We start from the raw sequence: 22,115 nt of genomic DNA on the forward strand, positions 1-22,115 counted from the left end.
CGCTGTTAAAGGCCGAGCTTGATTAGAACCCAAGGGGCATACCGTGTTAATTGACAGCCTTTTCAAAGGCGGATCGAGTTCATCCTCGCCGAGCCAGACGTCCAGTTCCAGCCAACCATCCTCTACGAGCCAGACGTCCACCTCAAGCACACAGCCAGCAAGCACAACATCCGGCACTTCATCCGCAACCACCCCGACCAGCACCGAGCAGGTTAAACCGGTCGCGAGCGCAGAACCCGAAACGCAGGTCGACAATAGCGATGACGGCATCTACTCCGCCACGCCTCCGGCGTCGGGTGACGAGACTGCAGAAGCCGAGCCAGTAGCGGCCGATAATGATGAAGCCAGCGAGAGCGTAGGCGACACAGACAAATCCGAGACGCCGGTTTCCACCGCGCCGGAAACTGCTGCGACCGGCGATGCAAAGCCTGAAAGCACCGAGACCAGCGGCGCCGAAACAGACCGCGACGCTTCGATGGTTGAAGACGACGACACCGCAGCGCCAACGTCCAGTGCGCCATCGGGCAGCACATCGACCGGAAGCGTGCCGGCACAAAGCACGATGGAAGCTGAGCCATCCGCTGAACCCGAGGCGGGTGCCGTTGCTCCATCAAACAGAGCGCCATCGAACAGCGTGAATTCCGGCAGCGCCTCTGGCCCCTCCTCGTCGGGTCCGGTCCAGGCCGGCACTGCATCCACGGCACCGGCGGGCGGCTCGAGCACGGGAGCGACGGCTTCGTCGTCCAACGCTCCGACCACCGCGTCGACCTCCGTCTCCAAGACGGCCTCTGCCGATCGCGTCGCAGACTTCCTCGATCAGGTCGCAAGGATCCAGACCCGTTTTGGAACGACCGGTTCCAGCGAGGAACAACAGGCTCGCGAACGGGCTTCGGAAGTCCTTCAGAGCCTGATGGTCAGCCAGATGCTGGACAATATCGTTTCCAAGGAAACCCAGACGATCGGCACCCTGTTCGGCTCCGGCGATACGTCCAAGACGCTGGATATGGGAAAGATCTACAGCGAGGCCTGAGGACGACCGGAGGGGGTTCAGTCCCTTTCCGCTCTTGCCTTCGCCTGCACCTTGTGCCATCACGCGCCCTCTTGAAAAACAGGGCGCGTTTTCGCGTTCGGTTGCCCTCGGAAGCGGCGCTTCCGGTTCATCATATTCGACGTAGATCTTTAAGGAGCACGGCCATGGCACGGGCGCTCGGGCTTGATTTCGGCACGACCAATACGGTTCTGGCATTGGCGGACAGTGGCGCCACCACGCATTCGCTGGAGTTCTCCAGCAGCGCCGGCACCACGGATTCGATGCGCACGGCGCTGTCCTTCATGAAGGATGCGAAGCTTGGCGCGCAGGCGCTGAAGATCGAGGCCGGTCAGGCCGCCATCCGCCAGTTCATCGACAATCCCGGTGATGTTCGCTTCCTGCAGTCGATCAAGACCTTTGCTGCAAGCCCCCTGTTTCAGGGTACGCTGGTGTTTGCCCGCCGGCACATGTTCGAAGACCTGATGGAAATCTTTCTGAAGCGGCTGCAGGCCTATGCAGAAGGCAACTGGCCGGGCGAAGTCTCGCGTCTCGTCGCAGGACGTCCGGTGCATTTTGCCGGCGCCAGCCCGGACGAGAAACTTGCCACCGATCGCTACAACGAAGCTCTGACGCGGCTGGGCTTTCCGGAAATCCACTATGTCTACGAGCCTGTCGCAGCCGCCTATTACTTCGCGCAGAGCCTGAAGAGCGATGCCACCGTTCTGGTGGCCGACTTTGGCGGCGGCACGACGGACTACTCGCTCATCCGCTTCGAGCGTGTCGCCGGCAAGCTCGTCGCCACGCCTATCGGCCATTCGGGCGTCGGCATCGCCGGCGATCACTTCGATGCAAAGATGGTGGAGCATCTGGTGGCGCCCGAGATCGGCAAGGGCACGCATTTCAAAAGCTTCGACAAGCTTCTCGAAGTGCCGTCGAGCTATTACGCCAATTTCTCGCGCTGGAACCAGTTGTCGATATTCAAGACCACCCGCGAGTTCACCGATCTGAAATCGCTGGTGCGCTCGGCGACCGATCCGGACAAGCTGGAACTCTTCATCGATCTCGTCGATCACGACGAAGGCTATCCGCTCTATCAGTCGATCTCGGCCACCAAGATGGCGCTTTCTGCGTCCGACGAGGCGGAGTTCAATTTCTCGCCGCTCGGCCGGGGTGGCAAGAAGATGGTGAAGCGGACCGATTTCGAAACCTGGATCGCCGACGACCTCGCCCGGATCGAAGGTGCGCTGGACGACGTGCTGACCAAGACAAACACGGCACCTGATGAGGTCGACAAGGTGTTCTTGACCGGTGGGACATCCTTCGTGCCGGCGGTGCGGCAGATCTTCAACCGGCGCTTCGATGCCGGCAAGATCGAGAGCGGCGGCGAACTGTTGTCGATCGCCCACGGTCTGGCCCTGATCGGCGAAAGCGGCGATGTGGAGCAGTGGGCGGCGTAAGCACTCCACGAGGTTCTCCACAGCCGCGGACGGAATCCCATTCCAACCCGAGCCCGACATGCTATAGGGTGCGCATATGAGCCCCACCGCCTCCGAACTCGATCCTGCCGAACTTGCAGCGCTGCTGCATTTCTATGCGGATTCGGGTGTCGACTGGCTGGTCGAGGACGAACCGGTCGATCGCTTCGCGCAGTTTGCCGAGCAGAAGGCCGCGAAGGCGCAAGGGCGAGCGGCACCGAACGCGTCGTCACCGCCGCAAGGTGAGCGTGAGGCCTATGCTGGCGGCGGCGATGCCCCACAGCAGCAGCGTCCCGCACCCCCGGCTCCGCGTCTTACCCCCTCCTCCATGCAGCAGGTCGCCATTCCCGATGGCGGCGCGGTCAATGCCGCGCGTCTTGCGGCAGACGGTGCCGGCACGCTTTCCGAACTGAAGACGGCGCTGGAAACCTTCGGCGGCTGCAACCTGAAACACGGCGCCCGCTCAACGGTGTTCATGACCGGCGATCCGCAATCGCGCATCATGGTGATCGGCCCGATGCCGAATGCCGAAGATGATCGCGACGGCACACCGTTTTCCGGGCGGCAAGGCCAATTGCTGGACCGAATGCTGGCGGCGATCGGCCTGTCGCGCGAAACGGTGCTGCTCACCAACATCATCCCCTGGCGTCCGCCGGGAAGCCGGATGCCTTCAGACGCGGAGCTTGAAATCTGCAGGCCGTTCCTCGACCGTCAGATCGCGCTTGCCGAGCCACGCCATCTGCTGCTGCTCGGCAACTTTCCCGCGCGTCTGTTCCTCGGCGACACCGGCACGATCCATTCCATGCGCGGCGAATGGCGCGAGGTCACGGCGGCAGGTCTCGCGGTGTCGGCGCTGGCGACGCTTCACCCTCAGGATCTGCTTGCGGCGCCTGCCAACAAGGCTCTTGCCTGGCAGGACATGCTGCTGTTCAAAAGCCGCATTTCCGGCACTTGAATGCCCAGAATCTAGGCAGCAGACCGACGATTCGCGTTAATATTACCAATTTATGAATATCGTTATGCGTGCGCTGCATGTCAGCGCCGCGTTTGCCGCCATTGATGAATCAATGCTGCGCTGCAATATATCATCCTGTCTTGGGAGGACACGGTTTAAGGAACCAAGGCAATGACCACACGCTTTCGTCCGATCCATTCGGGTTTTGAAACCCTCCGCGTTGCCGGCCTCGCGCCGCGCTCCTCGAACGGGTACCACCACTTCGGATCTGCCACGCACGAGCAGATCACGTCGCGCTCGATGAGCCGTCCGGTCGGGATCACCCGTCCGTCCGCCGTCTTCGCAGACTTTCGTGAACGCTGAGGGTATGACGACAATGAAAACCGTTCTGCACCCGATCCGTACGATCCGCGACAGCATTCTCCAGATCAGCTGCGCGGTATCTGCATCCGTCGAGTTTTCTCGCTCAGCGGTGAAGCGCTCCGACGCGGAAACTGCAATTCCGCTGTAAAGCGTCATCCATGTTGGATTGAACTGTCGAGGGCTGCGTCATGCGGCCCTTTTGCGTTTGGGGCATGTTCCTGCAGCACGGGTTCAGTTGGCGGTGCTTGACGCCCGGCGTGCCGCCTTGCGCTCGAGACCCAACCGATGCTCGCGGTAGATGATGAAGATACCGGCGGAAACCGTAATCGCGGTACCGATCAGCGTCGTTGCCGTCGGCACGTCCGCAAACAGCAGATATGACACGGCAATGCCCAGAATGATCGACGTATAGTCGAAGGGTGCGACTGTCGAGACATCGGCAAATCGATAGCTTTCGGTCAGGAAGATCTGCGCTACGCCACCGCATAGCCCGGCCGCGATCAGAAGCAGAAAACTGCTCCAGGGCAGCGACACCCAGCCGAACGGCAGGCTGGCCAGCGACAGAAGCGCGCCGGTCAGCGAAAAATACAGCACGATCGTCGCCGTCTTTTCGGTCTGCACCAGCTGGCGCACCTGCACCATGGCAAGACCGGCCAGCACGGCGGCACAGAGAACCGCGATCGCCCCGAGCGCCTGTTCGGAGGCAAACCCGCCGTCGCGGAGCAGTGTCAGCTTTGGCCAGGAGACGACGAGAACGCCAACGATTCCGATCAACACCGCCGTCCAGCGATAGACGCGCACTGTTTCCTTGAGGATGAGCGCTGCAAACACGACGGCCATCAGCGGTCCCGCGTAGCCGATGGCGATCGCTTCTGGCAGCGGCAGGTGGATCAGGCCGTAAAAGCCGAAGGCCATCGACATGATGCCCAGCACACCGCGCTTGAAATGTCCAAAAATGCTCGACGTGTGGAATGCCGGCCATAGCTGTCCGAGAACCGACAGGTAGAGCACGATCGGCACGATCCCGAAAGCGGAGCGGTAAAAGGTGATCTGCCCTGCAGGGATCCCCGTTCCGGCGGACTTGATGCAGACCTGCATGGCCACGAAGATGACGACGGAGATGACCTTGAAAAGAATGCCCCGCAAGGGGTTCTGCGCGTCGGCCACCATCATGCACTCTGCAAAAATCACGGTGACGGGACCGTAATCGCAGCACCACCAAAGAAAAGGATTCGAATACAAATCACAATAACCACATTTCCCGGGGCCGCGACAGGAAATTGACAAAGCACAATCACGAAGCATGATGGCAAGTCAGCTTCCGCGAGGCTGCTCAAGACTGGAACAAAATCGCGTTATCTTAAAGGTGGCTTCAACAATCGTTTAGTATTGCGTGCAATGATCCGCGGCGGCGATGGGGATTGTCGAAAGCTCAATGCGCGCAACCGCGCAGATCCTCGACGCGTTCAATTTGAAGAGCCGGTTCAGGAAAAGTCATGCGAACAGATACGGGCCAGATCGTACATCTGGCAGATTACCGCCCCACTGATTTCGTTCTGGAACGTGTCGACCTCACCTTCGAGCTCGACCCGACGAACACGAAAGTGGATGCCCGGCTGATCTTCCATCGCCGCGAAGGCGTGGATCCGTCCGCTCCTCTGGTGCTCGATGGCGACGAGCTTGCTCTCTCCGGCCTGCTGTTTGACCAAAAGGACGTGCCGGCCAGTCAGTACGATACCACGCCGGAAAGCCTCATCATCCGTGATCTGCCGGCCGAGGCGCCGTTCGAGATCACCATCACGACCCATATCAATCCGGAAGCCAATACGCAGCTGATGGGGCTTTACCGCACCAACGGCATCTATTGCACGCAGTGCGAGGCCGAAGGCTTCCGCCGGATCACATACTTCCCTGACCGTCCCGACGTTCTGGCGCCCTACACGATCACCATCATCGGTGACAAGGCCGCCAACCCGGTCATGCTGTCGAACGGCAATTTCCTGGGCGGTGCCGGATATGATGAAGGCCGCGCCTTTGCCGCCTGGTTCGATCCGCATCCGAAGCCATCCTACCTGTTTGCTCTCGTCGCCGGCGATCTTGCGGTCGTCGAAGACACGTTCGTGACGATGTCCGAGCGTGAAGTGACGCTGAAGATCTATGTCGAGCACGGCAACGAGTCGCGCACCGCCTACGCCATGGACGCTCTGAAGCGTTCGATGAAGTGGGACGAGGAGCGGTTCGGCCGCGAATACGATCTCGACATCTTCATGATCGTCGCCGTTTCCGACTTCAACATGGGCGCCATGGAGAACAAGGGGCTCAACGTCTTCAACGACAAGTACGTGCTGGCCGATCCAGAGACTGCAACGGATCAGGACTACGCCAATATCGAGGCGATCATCGCCCACGAATACTTCCACAACTGGACCGGCAACCGCATCACCTGCCGCGACTGGTTCCAGCTGTGCCTGAAGGAAGGCCTCACGGTCTATCGCGACCACGAATTCTCGGCCGACCAGCGCTCGCGTCCGGTCAAGCGCATCGCCGAAGTGCGCCATCTCCGCTCGGACCAGTTCCCGGAGGATGGCGGCCCGCTCGCCCACCCGGTGCGCCCGACGACCTATCGCGAGATCAACAATTTCTACACGACGACGGTCTACCAGAAGGGGTCCGAAGTCACCGGCATGATCGCCACGCTGCTCGGCAAGGACGATTTCAAGGCCGGCATGGATCTCTATTTCGAACGGCATGACGGCCAGGCCGTCACCGTCGAGGACTATGTGAAATGCTTCGAGGATGTGAGCGGGCGCGATCTCGCCCAGTTCTCGCTCTGGTATTCGCAGGCCGGCACGCCGCTCGTCAACGTCTCGACCGAATACGACCAGGCCTCCGCCACGTTCAAGCTGTCGCTCGAACAGATGGTGCCGGCAACGCCCGGCCAGCCGGACAAGCAGCCGATGCACATTCCGCTGTCCTTCGCGCTGATCCTCGATAATGGCACCATTGCCGACGCGACATCCGTCAAGGGCGGTGAAGTGACCGGTGACGTGCTGCATCTCACCGATCGCCGCCAAACCTTCACCTTTACCGGCATTGCGTTGCGGCCTGTTCTGTCGCTCAACCGTTCGTTCTCGGCGCCGGTCAACATCGCCTTTACCCAGACGCTGGCCGATCTTGCGCATATCGCTCGTCACGACACGGATCTGTTTTCGCGCTGGCAGGCCCTGACGGATCTCGCCATCCCGAACCTTACCAAGGCTGCCCGCGATGCGCGGGAAGGCCACGACGTCACCTGCGACCCGGCCCTGATCGAGGCACTTCTCGAAGCCGCCGGCGACGACACGCTGGAGCCCGCCTTCCGCGCCCAGGTTCTGGCGCTGCCGAGCGAAGCCGATATCGGTCGCGAACTTGGCGGCAACAACGATCCGGAGGCGATACACACGGGCCGCACCGCCGTGCTGAAGCTCATCGGTGATGCCGGTGTCGAGCTGTTCAAGCGCCTGTTTACCGAGATGAAGGCAGAGGGTGCCTATTCGCCGGATGCCGAAGCCGCCGGCAGGCGTGCGCTGAAATCGGCGGCGCTGACCTACCTCGCCTATGCCGAAAACAGCCCGCAGCGCGCGGCCGAAGCCTTCAGTGCCGCCGACAACATGACGGAACTCTCGCAGGCGCTCACACTGCTTGCCCATCGCTTCCCGGAAGCCTCGGAAACGACGGGTGCGCTCGCAAGCTTCCTGACGCGGTTCGACGCAAACCCGCTGGTCATCGACAAGTGGTTCTCGCTGCAGGCGACCATGCCCGGCGAAGATGCGCTGGCACGGGTGAAAGCGCTGATCGACCATCCGCGCTACAATGCCGGCAATCCGAACCGTGTTCGCGCACTGGTCGGCATGTATGCCTTCTCGAACCCGACCGGCTTCAACCGCCGCGACGGCGAAGGCTACCGGTTCCTCGCCGGACAGATCCTCGAGATCGATCCGAAGAACCCGCAACTTGCCGCCCGCATCCTCACCTCGATGCGCTCATGGCGCTCGCTGGAGCCGACCCGCGCCGACCAGGCCCGCGACGCTTTGATGACGATTGAACGTAGCCCGTCCCTTTCGACTGACGTGCGCGACATCGTTGAGCGTATGCTGAAGGGCTGAGACAATCTTCGTGCAAAATGACATCCGCGTCGGCTGCCTGCCGGCGCGGATATTTTTTGCGCCGATTTGGCACATTTTGGTACATCTTGCTTGACGGGGCTTGATAACTCGCATCCTGAAAAGCGTTACCCAGACACCTGATTTGCGGATCCTCTCAGGCGTAAATGCGTCGACTATCATATGGTTAACGAAATGTTACCAACCCTCTGGACACAGAGAATCACTCTGTGATTCATTAGGTCAGATTCGAGCGGCGGCGCAGCGAATCACGACGAGGGATCGGATGACGATGATATCGGGCGTGCAGCGGGAAACCGAGGCCGGGGGATGGTTGCGCTTCAAGTTTCCAGGCTTCAGCAGCCTTGGACGGACGGCTCCGGAGGAAGCTCAGCTTTCCGTCCGGCCGATCGCACAGCAGACGCCGCGCGTCGAGCTGGTGCTGAAGCGTTCCATTCCAATTCTGATCCTTATCTTTCTTGCCGTCGTTGCCGCATCGCGCATTATGGGGATCGTGGGCGAGCATGGCCGGATGGAAGATGCCGCGCGCCAGTCCGCGTCGCTGATGTCCGCGACCGCATCCGCCGCTTTCTCCGGTCAGGAATCGCTGTTTGCTGCAGCCGACCGCCAGACTGCCCAAGCGCGTCTCTCGACATTCCTCGGCCAGGACAAGCTGGAGCGCGGCGCTGTCGTGCTCTTTACCGATACCACCGGCCGGATCTTCGGCGGCATCGGCGATGCCGGCAGCTATCTCGGCAAGCGTCTTTCCTCGGTTCTTCCCGAAACCGCAGCCATGCGCCGCGTCGGCGGGTCGGGCACGGTCATCGAGACCTTTTTCGGTGATGTCCCCTACTATGCGTCGATCAAGCCAATCGGCAACGACGGTGCGCTGATCGTAGCGGCCCATTCGCTGGAGACGACGAACGAATTCGTACGTGGCGAAGTCTCGCTCAGCGTCACGATCTTTGCCGGCATTTCGGCCATCCTGCTCGTCATCCTCTATGCCTATTACGCTCAGGTGAAGCGCGCCCGCGACGCCGACGAGACGTTCGTGCAATCGAACCTGCGCATCGAGACGGCGCTGTCGCGCGGTCGCTGCGGCCTGTGGGATTTCGACGTTACTAACCGGCGCCTGTTCTGGTCGGGCTCGATGTACGAGATGCTCGGCTTCCCCCCGGTTGGCAACGTCGTGTCCTTTACCGATGCGGCGCGGATGATGCACCCGACCGATGGCAATCTTTACGCTCTCGCCCGCGCCATCAGCCGCGGCAATGCCAAGCAGGTGGACCAAGTCTTCCGCATGCGCCACGCCGCCGGCCACTATGTGTGGATGCGCGCCCGCGCCCAGGTCGTGCGGATGGCAAACGGTCGCACCCATGTGATCGGCATCGCCATGGATGTGACCGAGCAGCACCGGCTTGCCGAACGCTATGCAGAAGCCGACCAGCGCCTTGCAGACGCCATCGAGTGCACGTCGGAAGCCTTCGTTCTCTGGGACAAGAACGACCGCCTGGTGATGTGCAATACCCATTTCCAGCAGGCCCACGGTCTTCCGGACTCAGTCCTCGTTCCCGGCACCGAACGCAGCACCGTGCTTGGCGCCTCTGCCCGTCCGGTGATCGAACGCCGTGTCGCCGATCCCGATCGCAGCGGCCTGTCGCGCACCACCGAAGTGCAGCTTGCCGATGAACGCTGGTTGCAGATCAACGAACGCCGCACCCGCGATGGCGGCACGGTATCCGTCGGCACCGACATCACCCTGCTCAAGCGTCACCAGGAACGCCTGCGCGATTCGGAACGCCGCCTGATGGCAACGATCGGCGATCTCTCCGCCTCGCAGAAGAAGCTCGAGCGCCAGAAGGAAGAGCTTTCGACCGCCAATGCCAATTACCAGGCGGAAAAGGAACGCGCCGAGGCCGCCAACAAGGCGAAGTCGGAATTCCTCGCCAACATGTCCCACGAACTCAGAACGCCGCTCAACGCCATCCTCGGCTTTTCCGAGATCCTCGTGAACGGCATGTTCGGTCCGCTCGGATCCGCCAAATACAGCGAATACTCCCGCGATATCCACGACAGCGGCAAGCATCTCCTCAACGTCATCAACGATATCCTCGACATGTCGAAGATCGAGGCCGGTCACATGCTGATCCAGTCGGAGCCCGTCAACCTGACGCCGCTGATCGAGGAAAGCCTGAGGCTGACGGCGGTGGTCGCGCAGGAAAAGCAGATCGCCATCCGCCAGTGCCTGTCGCCTTCCCTCGACATGATCGGCGATCGCCGGGCGCTGAAACAGGTGATGCTGAACCTCCTCTCCAACGCCGTGAAATTCACTGACGAAGGCGGCCGCATCGAACTGCGCGCAAAGCCGATCAGCGGCGGCATCGTGCTTACGATCGCCGACACCGGCATCGGCATCCCCAAGGCATCGCTGTCGAAGATCGGCCAGCCCTTCGAACAGGTGCAGAGCCAGTATGCCAAGAGCAAAGGCGGCTCCGGCCTCGGCCTCGCCATCTCCCGCTCGCTGATCACCCTGCACGGCGGCACGATGCGGATCCGGTCCGTCATGGGCAAGGGAACCGTGGTTTCGATCCACATCCCCCAGAGCGACATGGTCCAGTTTGCGGCAAAGAAGGTAGCTTGAGAGCTCTTAAGCCTTCGCTCAGATTCTCACCACTTTCTCGAAAACCTTCCGCACCGCCTTGGATAACCGCTTTACCTCGCCCTCGAGCGTCGCCAGGTCCGGACAGTCTCCAGCCCGGCAGATGCGCTCCACGAGACCGGATGGCGCATCCTTCGGCTCGAACGGGCCGTCCACGCAGAGCCTGATGATCTGCGACAATTCGCTGAACAACAGAAGCGCCTCAAGGCAGGTATCGAGATCGCCGGGCGTAATCAGGTCGTGGCCTAACAGCTCGAGCAACTCGCCGGTCGTCGAGCCGTAGGTGTGGACGGTGATGTCCTTCACGGGTGCGACAAGCCGCAGGTACTGGGCCAGAAACTCGATATCGATCAATCCACCCGGGATCAGCTTCAAGTCCCAGCTATCGCGCGGCGGCTTTTCCTTGCCGATCAGGACCCGCATCTCTGAGACGTCCTTGGCGATCTGGCCGACATCACGGCTTAACGACAGAACGTCTTCGATCACGTCCCTCACCTCGTCCTGAAGGCTTGTGTCACCGCAGACAAGCCGCGCCCGCGTCAGCGCCATATGCTCCCAGGTCCAGGCTTCCTCGCGCTGGTATTTGCCAAAGGCACCGATGCGGGTGGCGACCGGTCCCTTGTTGCCGGAGGGACGCAACCGCAGATCCACCTCGAAGATGACACCTTCCGCCATCGGCGCCGAAAGCGCTGCGACCAGCCGCTGGGTTAGGCGCGTGAAATAGCGTTGCGCATCAAGCGGCCGCGGGCCATCGCTTTCCGCGACCGCGCTGTCATAGTCGTAGAGAAGGATGAGATCGACATCAGAGCCGGCGGTCAGTTCGAATGAGCCGAGCTTGCCCATGCCGAGCACGGCCAGCCGACCGCCCGGATAGGCGCCATGCGCCGCCTTGATTTCGGCTGTCACGGCAATCAGCGCCGCCTCGATCAGGAGATCGGCGAGATGGGTAAAGGCGCGACCCGCCTCCTCTCCGGAAATCGACCCGGTCAGCAACCGGATCCCGATCAGGAACCGGTGCTCGGCGGCAAAGATCCGCAGCCGGTCCAGCCGGTCCTCGTAGTGCCGCGAGCTTGCCAGAAACGCCGTCAGCCGCGAGGCGAGAAAGTCGCGGGTGGGGATCTCCGCCATCAGCCCGGGGTCGAGCATGCCGTCGAACACATGCGGCTTGGAGGCGACGATATCGGCGAGCCGCGGCGCAGAGGCCATGATCGTCACGATCAGCGACAGAAGGAGCGGATTGTTGCCGATCAGCGAGAACAGCTGGATGCCGGCCGGCAGGCCTTTGAGAAAACTGTCGAACCGCAGCAGGGCCTCGTCGGCGCGGCGGCTCTCGCCGATCGCCTTCAAGAGCGCCGGCATCATCTCCGTCAGCCGCTCGCGGGCTTCCGATGACTGCGTTGCCCGGTAGCGACCGGAATGCCAGGTCCGGATCACCCGGCTCATGTCGGCCGGACGCTCGAAACCGAGCCGGCCGAGCGTCTCCAAGGTATCGGGATCGTCCTTCTGGCCGGTGAAGACGAGATTGCCTTCGTAATTTCCGCCCTGCGAAGAAAGCTTTTCCTCTTGCTCGAACAACCGGGAATATCGCTTCTCGACCGTCCTCAGAATGGCTTCAAGCCTGGTCGAAAAGGCCGCAACGCTGTCGAAACCGAGCATGAAGGCAATGCGCTTCAGTTCCGCCTCGGTGGTCGGCAGCCTGTGCGTCTGCTCGTCATGCACCATCTGGATGCGGTGCTCCACATCGCGCAAAAACCAGTAGGCATCGGTCAGCGCCGCCGCGATCTCCGGCCTGATCCACTTCGCCTCGGCCAGCGCCTTCAGCGCTGCCTCTGTCTCGCGCGTGCGCAAGGCCGGCATGCGGCCGCCGGCGATAAGCTGCTGCGTCTGCGCAAAGAATTCGATCTCGCGAATGCCACCCCGGCCGAGCTTGATGTCATGACCTTTGACGGCGATCGCACCGTGGCCCTTGTGCACATGGATCTGCCGCTTGATCGAATGGATGTCGGCAATCGCCGCATAGTCGAGATATTTGCGAAACACGAACGGCGTCAGCAGCTTCAGAAATCCCTCGCCTGCCACGATATCGCCCGCCACCGGACGGGCCTTGATGAAGGCTGCCCGTTCCCAGTTCTGGCCCCTGCCCTCGTAATAGATCAGCGCCGCATCCATCGACACGGCAAGCGGAGTCGAGCCCGGATCGGGCCTCAGCCGCAGATCGGTGCGGAACACATAGCCGTCTGCCGTGCGCTCCTGCAGAATGCGGATCAACCGCCGCATCATCCGCCCATAGGTTTCCGAGGCATCGAGCGGGTCGGCAAGAATGCCGGCGTCGGGATCATAGAAGACGACGATGTCGATATCGGAAGAGTAGTTCAGCTCGCGGCCACCGAGCTTGCCCATCCCGAGCACGATCAGGCCCGATCCGCGGCTCGGCTCCGCTGGATCGACGAGCCGGAGCTTGCCACTCTCATGGGCTGCCAGAAGCAGATGATCGATCGCCGCCGCCGTAGAAGCCTGCGCAAACTCGCTCAGCCAGCGCGTCGTATCCCGTGCCGAGAAGATGCGGGCAAGATCTGCGAGCGCCAGCAGAAAGCCGAACGCGCGTTTGGCACTGCGCAGCGCCGTCATCACCTCGTTCTCGGACGGGATCCTTGCATCCACCGGTCGCCAGGCGTCTCGCGCTGCGTCAACCAGCGCGGCCAGCGCATCCTCGACCTGCCCGTCGATCGCACCGGCCAGAAGCTTAGGCCTGATCGAAGCCACATCGCGGAGAAACGGTGACAGCGAGAACGCTGCGACAAAAAAGGCCTTGAGCGGCCCATCGGCCTTGACGAGTTCAGCCACGGAAGGCTCGGTCTTGCCGATCTCCTTCAACAGGGAAAGCGCAAGCTTGGCCTCCGCCTGGTTCAGCGGCCGGATCACACCAGCCGCTACGTCGTCGAGCCGGTTTCCGGTCTCCATTCTTTTCCTCCCGCGCTCCGCCAGCCTAGCCCTTCACCACCGGAAACACCATGGTCACCGTCAAGCCGGGAGCCTCAGTGCTCGCCTCGTCGGTCGCGGAGAGCTCCAGCCTTCCGCCATGCAGCCCCATCACTGCCTCGACCAGAGACAGGCCGAGACCCGTTCCGGGCTTGGAACGACTGGCATCCAGCCGGAAGAACCGCTTCGTCACCTCTTCGCGCTTGTCCGCTGGCACGCCCGGACCGTTGTCGCACACGGACAGCCGGATCAGCCCGCCCACTGAGGACAGTTTCACCTTGATCTCGGGAACACCGCCGGCTTCAGCGGCGTATTTGATCGCATTGTCCAGCAGATTGAAGATCGCCTGGCCGATCAGTTCGCGGTTGCCGTTCACGGAAAGGCCGGGCTCGATCTCGGTCACCAGCGCCAGTCCAACCTCGTCGGCCACCGGTTCGTAAAGCTCGGCACAGTCCGCAGAGGCGGCAGAGAGATCGACATCAGACATTTCCGCCGCCATCGAACCCGCCTCGACCCGCGAGATCATCAACAGCGCGTTGAAGGTCCGGATCAGCTGGTCGCTTTCGCCGATGATCCCTTCCAGCGCGTGACGACGCACATCCTCGCGGTCTTCGGAAAGCGCATCGGCCGCCTTGTTGCGCAGCCGTGTCAGCGGCGTCTTCAGATCGTGGGCGATGTTATCGGAAACCTGCCGCAGTCCCTCGTTGAGTTTCTCGATGCGGCCGAGCATGGCGTTGAGCGATTCCGACAGCCTGTCGAACTCGTCGCCGGAGCGGCCAACCGGCAGCCGCTGCGACAGGTCGCCCGCCATGATCTTCTGGCTTGCGGCCGACATCCGGTCGATCCGTTTCAGCGCATTGCGGCCGATGCCGAACCAGATCACGAGAGCACCGAGCCCCATGATCGCCAGCGCCACCATCAGCGCCTGGCGCACGATATAGCGGAAACGGCTGGGATCTCCGAGATCGCGGCCGATCATGATCCGAAGACCGTTGTCGAAGCGCAGCACGTTGGCGATCGCAAGATGCCGCCGCGCGCCCTGGTTCTCGGAGTATGGGGTGTAGCCGAACGGCATGTCCGTCCAGCCTTCCTTGTCGAGAACGCCCGGCTGCACGGAGGCGACATTGCCGGCCAAGATATCGCCGCTCGGGCCCGCAATCACATAGAGATTGGCACCCGGCTGGCGGGCGCGCCGCTCCATGATGCGCAGAAGAAGATTGATGCCGCCGCGGTCATAGGCGCGCTGAATGTCCTGGATTTCCTCCTGAATCGTCTGGCGCGTCTGCTGCACCAGCGTCTTTTCGGAAAGTGCCGTAACGTAGAACACAAGAAACGCGGCGCAGAGCGCAAACAGCAGGATGTAGAGCGCCGAAAGCCTCACCGCCGTGGAGCGGAACATCAGCCTTGCGCGGTTGACGATACGGGCAAACACGAAGGCTTACCCCTCGTCCTTGATCATATAACCAGCACCGCGGATGGTCTTCAGCAACGGCTTGTCGAAATCCTTCTCGATCTTCGAGCGAAGCCGCGACACATGCACGTCGATCACATTGGTCTGCGGGTCGAAGTGATAGTCCCAGACGTTTTCGAGAAGCATCGTGCGGGTCACCACCTGGCCGGCATTCTTCATCAGGTATTCGAGAAGACGGAATTCGCGCGGCTGCAGCAGGATCTCCTTGCCGGCGCGCTTCACCTCGTGGGACAGCCGGTCGAGTTCCAGATCGCCGACCCGGTAGGCCATGTCCTGTTCCGGCGTGCCCTTGCGCCGGCCGAGAACCTCGACACGCGCCAGAAGCTCTGAGAATGCATAGGGTTTTGGCAGATAGTCGTCGCCGCCGGCACGCAGTCCGGTCACCCGGTCGTCCACCTGGCCAAGTGCGGAAAGGATCAGCACCGGCGCATTGACGCCGCGCTTGCGCAGTTCCGAAATCACCGACAGACCATCGCGCCGCGGCAGCATGCGGTCGATCACCATCACGTCGTAGGAATTCTCGGTGCCCATGAACAGGCCGCTTTCGCCGTCGCTTGCATGGTCGGCAACAATCCCTGCCTCGCGAAAGGCCTTCGTCATGTAGGCCGCAGCCTCGAGATCGTCTTCAATCACCAGAATCTTCATGTGCGGGACAATAGCGTCGCTTGCGATTTTTGCACCAGCGGAATCATCGGCACTGCCGGAATGTGGGATTATCGTCTGCATCTTGAAACTCCATGAACGGTGAAGGGCGCCGACCGTTGCCGGTGGCGCCCTTCATGAGGTCGTCTGGGAGGACCAACCTATTGGGAACCGGAGGCTTTAATCAGCCTTCGTCGATCGGCAGCGCCACGAAGCGGCTGGTACCGTCGGCCTCGACCTGGAACAGCGCACGGGTGCGGCCGTCCTTGCGGGCCTGTTCAATCACCTTGCCGATGTCATCGGCGGTAGCGACCTTGCGGTTGTTGACCGACAAGATCTTCTCGCCGTTCTTCAGACCACGGGCCGCTGCTTCGCTGTCCGGATCGACTTCGGTCACGGCAAGGCCGGAACCGTCTTCGGCGGGAGCAACGGTGATGCCGAGCGAGGCGAGCGCCTTGCTGGTCGAGGGAACCGGCGCATCCGGCTGCTTCGGTTCGGCCGAAGCCGCCTCGTCGCTTGCCATGTTGCCGAGCGTCACGGTGACGTTCTGCGACTTGCCTTCACGCCACAGATCGATCTTCACCTTGGCATCAGGGCCGAAGCCTGCGATGCGGCGCGACAGCTCGCGGGCATCCTTGATAGCCTGGCCGTTGACGGCGGTGATGATGTCACCTTCCTTGATGCCGGCCTTCTGGCCTGGCGATCCCTCCTGCGGAGCAACGACAAGCGCGCCGGCTGCTTCCTTGAGGCCGAGCGAGTCGGCGATATCCTGCGTCACCGGCTGGATCTGCACGCCGAGCCAACCGCGCGCCACCTTGCCGTCCTTCATCAGGTCGTTGATCACGTCCTTCGCGGTCGAGGCCGGGATCGCGAAGGCAATGCCGACATTGCCGCCCGACGGCGAGAAGATCGCCGTGTTGATGCCGACAACCTGGCCGGAAAGGTCGAAGGTCGGGCCGCCGGAATTGCCGCGGTTCACGGCCGCATCCACCTGGATGTAGTCGTCGTAAGGACCGGAGCCGATATCACGGCCACGGGCCGAGACGATGCCGGCAGTCACGGTGCCGCCAAGGCCGAACGGGTTGCCGACAGCCACGACCCAGTCGCCGACGCGGGTCTTGGTGTCGTCGGCAAAGGACACATAGGTGAACTTGCGGCTGGTGGCATCGACCTTCAGCAGCGCCAGATCGGTGCGGCTGTCGCGGCCGACCAGCTTGGCTTCAAGCTCGGTGCCGTCGTTGAGGACGACCGTATAGGCCTGACCATCGGATACGACGTGGTTGTTGGTGACGACATAGCCGTCTTCGGAGATGAAGAAGCCGGAGCCCTGTGCGGTCGGACGCAGGTGATGCGGACGGTTTGCGCCCGGGCCACCACGATCGGCACGGTCACGCGGACCGGCACCGGGGCCGCCGTTCGGACCACCGGGAGCGCCCGGAGCACCTGGGCCGCCCTGGCCACCGAATTCCTTGAAGAAGCGCTTCAGCGGATGATCGTCGGGCAACTGGTCGAAACCGCGACCGCCAAAATTGAAGTTGAAGTTGTTGCCACCTTCGTCGGCGGTTTCCTGCGGCTCGTCCGACTGGACGCGAACGGACACGACGGCGGGCGATACGGCGGAAACGACATCTGCAAAGCTCGGTGCCTGTGGCGCAGTCACGCTGACGGGGGCCGCGAAGGATGCGGTCACCTGGGCCGGAATGCCGGTCGACAGCATGACGGCCGCAAGGCCAGCTACGGTGGAAGTCTTGAGAACCGTCTTCAGGGAGGGACGTTTAATGGTGCGCATCTGAGCTACCTTCTTCTTCTCGTCAGTCTTGGTGTTGCCGGAGGTCCGGCGGCGGTGGTTGAGAAGAGATATAGGAGCCCGCACCTTAACTGCAGGTGTCGGTGGCATGAATTGTTGGTAATGTTCGAAATTCTTGCAGCCTTGAGAAACGGCAGACCTTACCGCTTCAACAACTCGTCGATCCGCTTCTTTTCGGCATCTGTCAGAGCCGCGATGGAGCGTGTGTTTGGCCGGGTCCGGATAAAGACGAACAGCGCGACGATGCCGATCACCAGCGCTCCGATCGGCAGCGCCCAGAGAATGATCGTCCTTGCGCTCACACGCGGATTGAGCAGCACGAACTCGCCGTAGCGGGAGACGACATAATCGATCACCTGCCCGTCCGTATCCCCATCCGTCAACCGCTCGCGCACCAGCACGCGAAGATCACGGGCAAGCTCGGCATTGCTGTCGTCGATCGACTGGTTCTGGCAGACCATGCAGCGCAACTGCGTGGAAATCTGCCGCGCCCGCTGTTCCAGCGCCGGATCCTTGAGGATCTCATCCGGATTGACGGCGAAGGCGGGAAGCGGTGCGAGTAGCAGGAAGAGCGCAAGCAGAGCCTGGCATGATCTGCGCAAACCCCATCCTCCCCTCATTCCTGTGCTCGTCACAGGAATCCAGGCACGGCGCGTCCGCGCTGTGAAAGAACCCGCTGTTTCAATTGCGTCTTTTGCGCCCAGAGACCCGGGCGCGCTGGATTGCGGTGACAAGCACAGGAATGAGGGAAGCCGCGAATGTTTCATTCCGCCGGCTCCAGCCCACCCTTCGGCGTCACCACCTTCGGCCGCTTGGCCGGCGCGCCGACCCTCAGCCTGCGATCGGACAGCGACACGAACCCGCCCATCATCATGATCAGACATCCGCCCCAGATGCACAGGATGAACGGCTTCCACCAGATCCGCACGACAATCCCGCCGCTATCCATTGGGTCGCCGAGCGACACATAGAGCTGGCTGAGACCGAAGGTGAGAATACCGGCCTCAGTCGTCGGCATGCGCCGCGCCGTGTAGAGCCGCTTCGAGGACCAGACGTCGGCGACTGCAGCCCCGCCCTTGCGGGCCGTGAAATGCCCGCGGCTTTCGGTGAAGTTCGGCCCGACGGCATCGCGGAACCCGTCGAAGGTCAGCGAATAGCCACCGGCCTCGGCCGTCTGGCCCTGCTTCATCTCAACCACCGTTTCGGTGCCGAATGTCGTCGCCGCAAAAATCCCGAGCACGGTTACGCCGAGGCCGAAATGCGCGAGCGCCGTGCCGAACGCCGAACGCGGCAGGCCCCGGACGCGTCGAAGGCCTGTGGCGAAGCCGACCTTGCCGAAATTGCCGCGATACCAGAGATCGGCCACCGCGCCGAACATGCCCCAGAAACCGAGCGCCAGCCCGAAGATCGACAGGACCGGCCCTCCGCCCTGGAAATACGCGAAGGCGAGACCGGCCGCGAGCGACAGTCCGGCAAACACGTAGAGCCGCTGCAGAGCGCCCAGCAGATCTCCGCGCTTCCAGGCCAGCACCGGGCCGAACGGGACGGCGATCAGAAGCGGCAGCATCAGCAACCCGAAGGTCATGTTGAAGAACGGTGCGCCGACGGAGATCTTTTCGCCGGTCAGCGTCTCCAGCACCAGCGGATAGAGCGTGCCGGTCAGAACCGTCGCCGTCGCCACCGTCAGGATCAGGTTGTTCAGCACCAGCGCGCCCTCGCGCGAGATCGGCGCAAACAGTCCGCCCGCCTTCAGGCTCGGCGCCCGCCAGGCAAACAGCGAAAACGCACCACCGATAAATACCGCAAGGATGCAGAGAATGAAGATGCCGCGGGTCGGGTCGGACGCAAACGAATGCACCGAGGTCAGCACGCCCGACCGCACCAGGAAGGTTCCAAGCAGCGACAGCGAGAAGGTCATGATCGCCAGAAGCACCGTCCAGATCTTCAGCGCCTCACGCTTTTCCATCACCAGTGCCGAATGCAGCATCGCGGTGCCCGCAAGCCACGGCATGAAGGAAGCATTCTCGACCGGATCCCAGAACCACCAGCCGCCCCAGCCGAGTTCGTAATAGGCCCAGTAGGAGCCCATCGCGATGCCTGCCGTGAGGAATGTCCAGGCCGCCAGCGTCCACGGCCGCACCCAGCGCGCCCAGGCGGCATCGATACGCCCCTCGATCAGCGCCGCGACGGCAAACGAAAAGCAGACGGAAAAGCCGACATAGCCGAGGTAAAGCAGCGGCGGATGGATGGCGAGGCCGAGATCCTGCAAAACCGGGTTGAGGTCCTGCCCTTCCGCAGGTGCGGGGTCGAGCCTCAGAAACGGGTTGGACGAGAGCAGGATGAACAATAGGAAGGCCGAAGAGATCCAGGCCTGCACGGCCAGAACATTGGCCTTCAGCGTATCCGGCAGATTGCCGCCGAACCCTGCCACCAGCGCCGAAAACAAGGCGAGGATCAGCAGCCAGAGCAGCATCGATCCTTCGTGATTGCCCCAGACGCCGGAGAATTTGTAGAGCATCGGCATCATCGAATGGGAGTTTTCCCAGACGTTCTTGACCGAAAAATCCGACACCATGTAGGCCCAGGTCAGTGCCGCAAACGAGATGACCACCAGAGCGAACAGCGTCAGCGACCCGGTCGTTGCCAGCGCCATCATCGCGGGGTCGCGACGCCTGGCACCGATCATCGGCAGGGTGGATACGATCAGCGCGGTGGCAAGCGCCAGAACCAGCGCGTAATGGCCGATCTCGACGATCATTGTCTGGTCACTCCCTCGGCGGACGTCCCTGGCATCTGCAGCATCACCTGCGGCTTGCCGTCGATTTTGGCTTCAGGCTGAGCCGCATCCTTTTTCGGCGCCATGCCCTTGCCGGTCCCGTCTTCCCAGACACCGTCCTTCTTCAGACGATCGGCGACTTCCTTCGGCATATAATTCTCGTCATGCTTGGCCAGCACGCTGTCGGCGGTAAACCGGGTGCCGCCGTCAAACACGCCTTCGGTCACCACGCCCTGCCCCTCGCGAAACAGGTCGGGCAGAATGCCGGTATAGCTGACATCCACCTTGCCGGTACCATCGGTCACGGTAAAGCTCACCGTCGATCCCTGGCCGCGCTTGACCGATCCCTCTTCCACCAGCCCGCCGAGCCGGATGCGCGTTCCCGGCTGGATATCGGTCTTGGCCAGATCGCCCGGCATGAAGAAATACGCGACCGACTGCGAGAAGGCGAACATGACCAGCAGCACTGCGATCGTGACGAAGCTCATGCCGCCCAGAATCACCGCCATGCGTTTCTGCTTGCGTGTCATGGTCTTGCTCCTCCCGGCGCCGGCGATGCATCCGCATCGAGCCCGATATCCTTGCCAAGCGCCAGCAGACGCTTGCCATCATTGCCGTCAGGCGGAAACTGCGCCAGTCCGGTCGAAAGTGCGTCGCGGGCCTTCGCCTCGTCGCCCAGCACCGCATAGGAGCGCACCAGCCGCAGCCAGCCCTCGATATTGTCGGGCTCGTCCTTGAGCTTTGCGGCGAGACTGTCGACCATGCCGGCAATCATCACTTTACGATCACCCTGCGACAAGTCCTGCGCTGCCGCAACATCTTCCTGTGTCGGTCCTCCGAGAGAAGGGGCCACCGGCTTTACAGCCAAAGGCGTCCCGCCGTTCTTGACGATATGTTCGTCAAGCAAACCCTTCCACGGCGCATCGGCAGGCGTCGTACTTGCAAGCTCCTCGAAGGCCGCCCGTGCCTCGTCCTTCCTCCCGCCCTGCTCCAAACCAAGTGCTGCATAAAAGCGCGAGCGCGGATCGGCCGGATCGAGTTTCACCGCCTGCTCGAACGCCTGGCGCGCCGCTTCCGTGACGATCCCGTCATTGGCGACAACAAGCGTTTCGCCGAGGCCCGAATAGCGGGCATTGCTCGGACCGATGAAACGGATCGCATTGCGATAGGCCAGTTCGGCATCGCCCGCACGGTTCAGCCGCAGATAGATCGGCGCCAGAATATCCCAGCCCGCACCATCGGTCGGATTTTCGGCCAGGTGCCGCTCCACCTTGGTGACGAGCAGCGCGATATTGTTGCCGGGGTTTTCAAGACGCGCCTGTAGCGGCTGGTCCGGGATGCCGGGATTTCCGAGGCTCAAGTAAAGACAGAGCCCCAATGCCGGAGGCACGACGGTGACGAGTGCCGTGGCGATCCGGTGCTTTCTGTTGGCGATGCCGCCGGTTTTGTCCTGATCGTTTTCGGCCGCAGCGGCAATCAGCCGGCGTCCAACCTCGGCGCGGGCGTTCTCCGCCTCCTCAGTGCTGATCAACCCGCCTTCGCGGTCGCGGTCGATTTCCCGCAGCTGGTCGCGATAGACTTCGACCTCTCCGGCCCTCGTGGAATTGCCCCGAAGAGCATTCGATACGCCGGAAGCAGCCGCCGAAGCGCTGCGCGCAAACGGCAGGAGAAGGGCGGCTGCGACGGCAGCCGTCAGCAGCGCGAGAACGATCCACAAATACATCATCGCCCATTACCGCAATCGGTGACGCTTTCCAATGGCCGGCCAGTGGTCTAGCGCGCGTTGACGCGAATTTGACGGGTATTGCCGCAGCCG

General features: G+C 62.2%; 16 protein-coding genes. 7 read left to right on the plus strand and 9 right to left on the minus strand.

The features are described from left to right. Positions 1 to 43: 43 nt before the first annotated feature. The 5 genes from AC0JZ8_RS17570 (at position 44) to AC0JZ8_RS17590 (ending at position 3,971) form a co-directional block, all read left to right on the plus strand. Entirely contained in the window at positions 44 to 1,030 is a 987-nt protein-coding gene (locus AC0JZ8_RS17570; RefSeq protein ID WP_471893043.1) for a hypothetical protein, read from the plus strand. Between the two features lie 164 nt (positions 1,031 to 1,194). Next, the gene (locus tag AC0JZ8_RS17575) at positions 1,195 to 2,487 is read left to right on the plus strand and encodes an Hsp70 family protein (protein WP_184654805.1); all 1,293 of its coding nucleotides are present in this window, start codon (positions 1,195 to 1,197) and stop codon (positions 2,485 to 2,487) included. 76 nt (positions 2,488 to 2,563) lie between these two features. After that, entirely contained in the window at positions 2,564 to 3,460 is an 897-nt protein-coding gene (locus tag AC0JZ8_RS17580) for a uracil-DNA glycosylase (protein ID WP_174195881.1), read from the plus strand. Positions 3,461 to 3,631: 171 nt separating this feature from the next. Continuing rightward, complete coding sequence (locus AC0JZ8_RS17585; protein WP_062453430.1) at positions 3,632 to 3,823, plus strand: hypothetical protein; 192 nt, start codon at positions 3,632 to 3,634, stop codon at positions 3,821 to 3,823. 13 nt (positions 3,824 to 3,836) lie between these two features. Next, entirely contained in the window at positions 3,837 to 3,971 is a 135-nt protein-coding gene (locus AC0JZ8_RS17590; protein ID WP_256413693.1) for a hypothetical protein, read from the plus strand. A gap of 83 nt (positions 3,972 to 4,054) precedes the next feature. On the opposite strand, the gene AC0JZ8_RS17595 is transcribed toward AC0JZ8_RS17590, so the two are convergent. After that, a complete protein-coding gene (locus tag AC0JZ8_RS17595) occupies positions 4,055 to 4,993 on the minus strand; it encodes a DMT family transporter (protein WP_092662503.1) in 939 nt (312 codons plus the stop codon). Between the two features lie 326 nt (positions 4,994 to 5,319). Here AC0JZ8_RS17595 and pepN point away from each other — a divergent pair, with 326 nt between their 5' ends. Continuing rightward, on the plus strand, positions 5,320 to 7,968 hold the full coding sequence (pepN, locus tag AC0JZ8_RS17600) for an aminopeptidase N (RefSeq protein ID WP_471893044.1): 2,649 nt from the start codon (positions 5,320 to 5,322) through the stop codon (positions 7,966 to 7,968). A 283-nt stretch (positions 7,969 to 8,251) separates the two neighbouring features. Beyond that, on the plus strand, positions 8,252 to 10,606 hold the full coding sequence (locus AC0JZ8_RS17605; protein WP_244474011.1) for a PAS domain-containing sensor histidine kinase: 2,355 nt from the start codon (positions 8,252 to 8,254) through the stop codon (positions 10,604 to 10,606). Between the two features lie 18 nt (positions 10,607 to 10,624). Here the strand turns inward: AC0JZ8_RS17605 and AC0JZ8_RS17610 are convergent, their stop codons facing one another. The 8 genes from AC0JZ8_RS17610 to ccmI all read right to left on the minus strand — a co-directional run bounded on the left by AC0JZ8_RS17610 (position 10,625) and on the right by ccmI (position 22,022). Next, complete coding sequence (locus AC0JZ8_RS17610; RefSeq protein ID WP_471893045.1) at positions 10,625 to 13,585, minus strand: bifunctional [glutamine synthetase] adenylyltransferase/[glutamine synthetase]-adenylyl-L-tyrosine phosphorylase; 2,961 nt, start codon at positions 13,583 to 13,585, stop codon at positions 10,625 to 10,627. 25 nt (positions 13,586 to 13,610) lie between these two features. After that, a complete protein-coding gene (locus tag AC0JZ8_RS17615) occupies positions 13,611 to 15,002 on the minus strand; it encodes a sensor histidine kinase (RefSeq protein ID WP_174196051.1) in 1,392 nt (463 codons plus the stop codon). A gap of 39 nt (positions 15,003 to 15,041) precedes the next feature. Beyond that, positions 15,042 to 15,800, minus strand: coding sequence for a response regulator transcription factor (locus tag AC0JZ8_RS17620; protein ID WP_274604797.1), 759 nt, complete (start codon positions 15,798 to 15,800; stop codon positions 15,042 to 15,044). Positions 15,801 to 15,900: 100 nt separating this feature from the next. Next, positions 15,901 to 17,505: a Do family serine endopeptidase gene (locus AC0JZ8_RS17625; RefSeq protein WP_471893046.1), complete on the minus strand. Its 1,605-nt coding sequence runs from the start codon at positions 17,503 to 17,505 to the stop codon at positions 15,901 to 15,903. A gap of 158 nt (positions 17,506 to 17,663) precedes the next feature. Further along, complete coding sequence (locus AC0JZ8_RS17630) at positions 17,664 to 18,143, minus strand: cytochrome c-type biogenesis protein (protein ID WP_062453433.1); 480 nt, start codon at positions 18,141 to 18,143, stop codon at positions 17,664 to 17,666. Positions 18,144 to 18,286: 143 nt separating this feature from the next. Beyond that, on the minus strand, positions 18,287 to 20,281 hold the full coding sequence (locus tag AC0JZ8_RS17635; protein WP_471893047.1) for a heme lyase CcmF/NrfE family subunit: 1,995 nt from the start codon (positions 20,279 to 20,281) through the stop codon (positions 18,287 to 18,289). Beyond that, positions 20,278 to 20,829: a cytochrome c maturation protein CcmE gene (gene ccmE, locus AC0JZ8_RS17640; RefSeq protein ID WP_471893048.1), complete on the minus strand. Its 552-nt coding sequence runs from the start codon at positions 20,827 to 20,829 to the stop codon at positions 20,278 to 20,280. The genes AC0JZ8_RS17635 and ccmE overlap by 4 nt, the downstream gene beginning before the upstream one ends. Then, the gene (gene ccmI / locus AC0JZ8_RS17645) at positions 20,826 to 22,022 is read right to left on the minus strand and encodes a c-type cytochrome biogenesis protein CcmI (protein WP_471893390.1); all 1,197 of its coding nucleotides are present in this window, start codon (positions 22,020 to 22,022) and stop codon (positions 20,826 to 20,828) included. Before ccmI ends, ccmE begins: the two co-directional genes overlap by 4 nt. Positions 22,023 to 22,115 lie beyond the last annotated feature (93 nt).

The sequence above is a fragment of the Velazquezella soli genome (assembly GCF_977018685.1).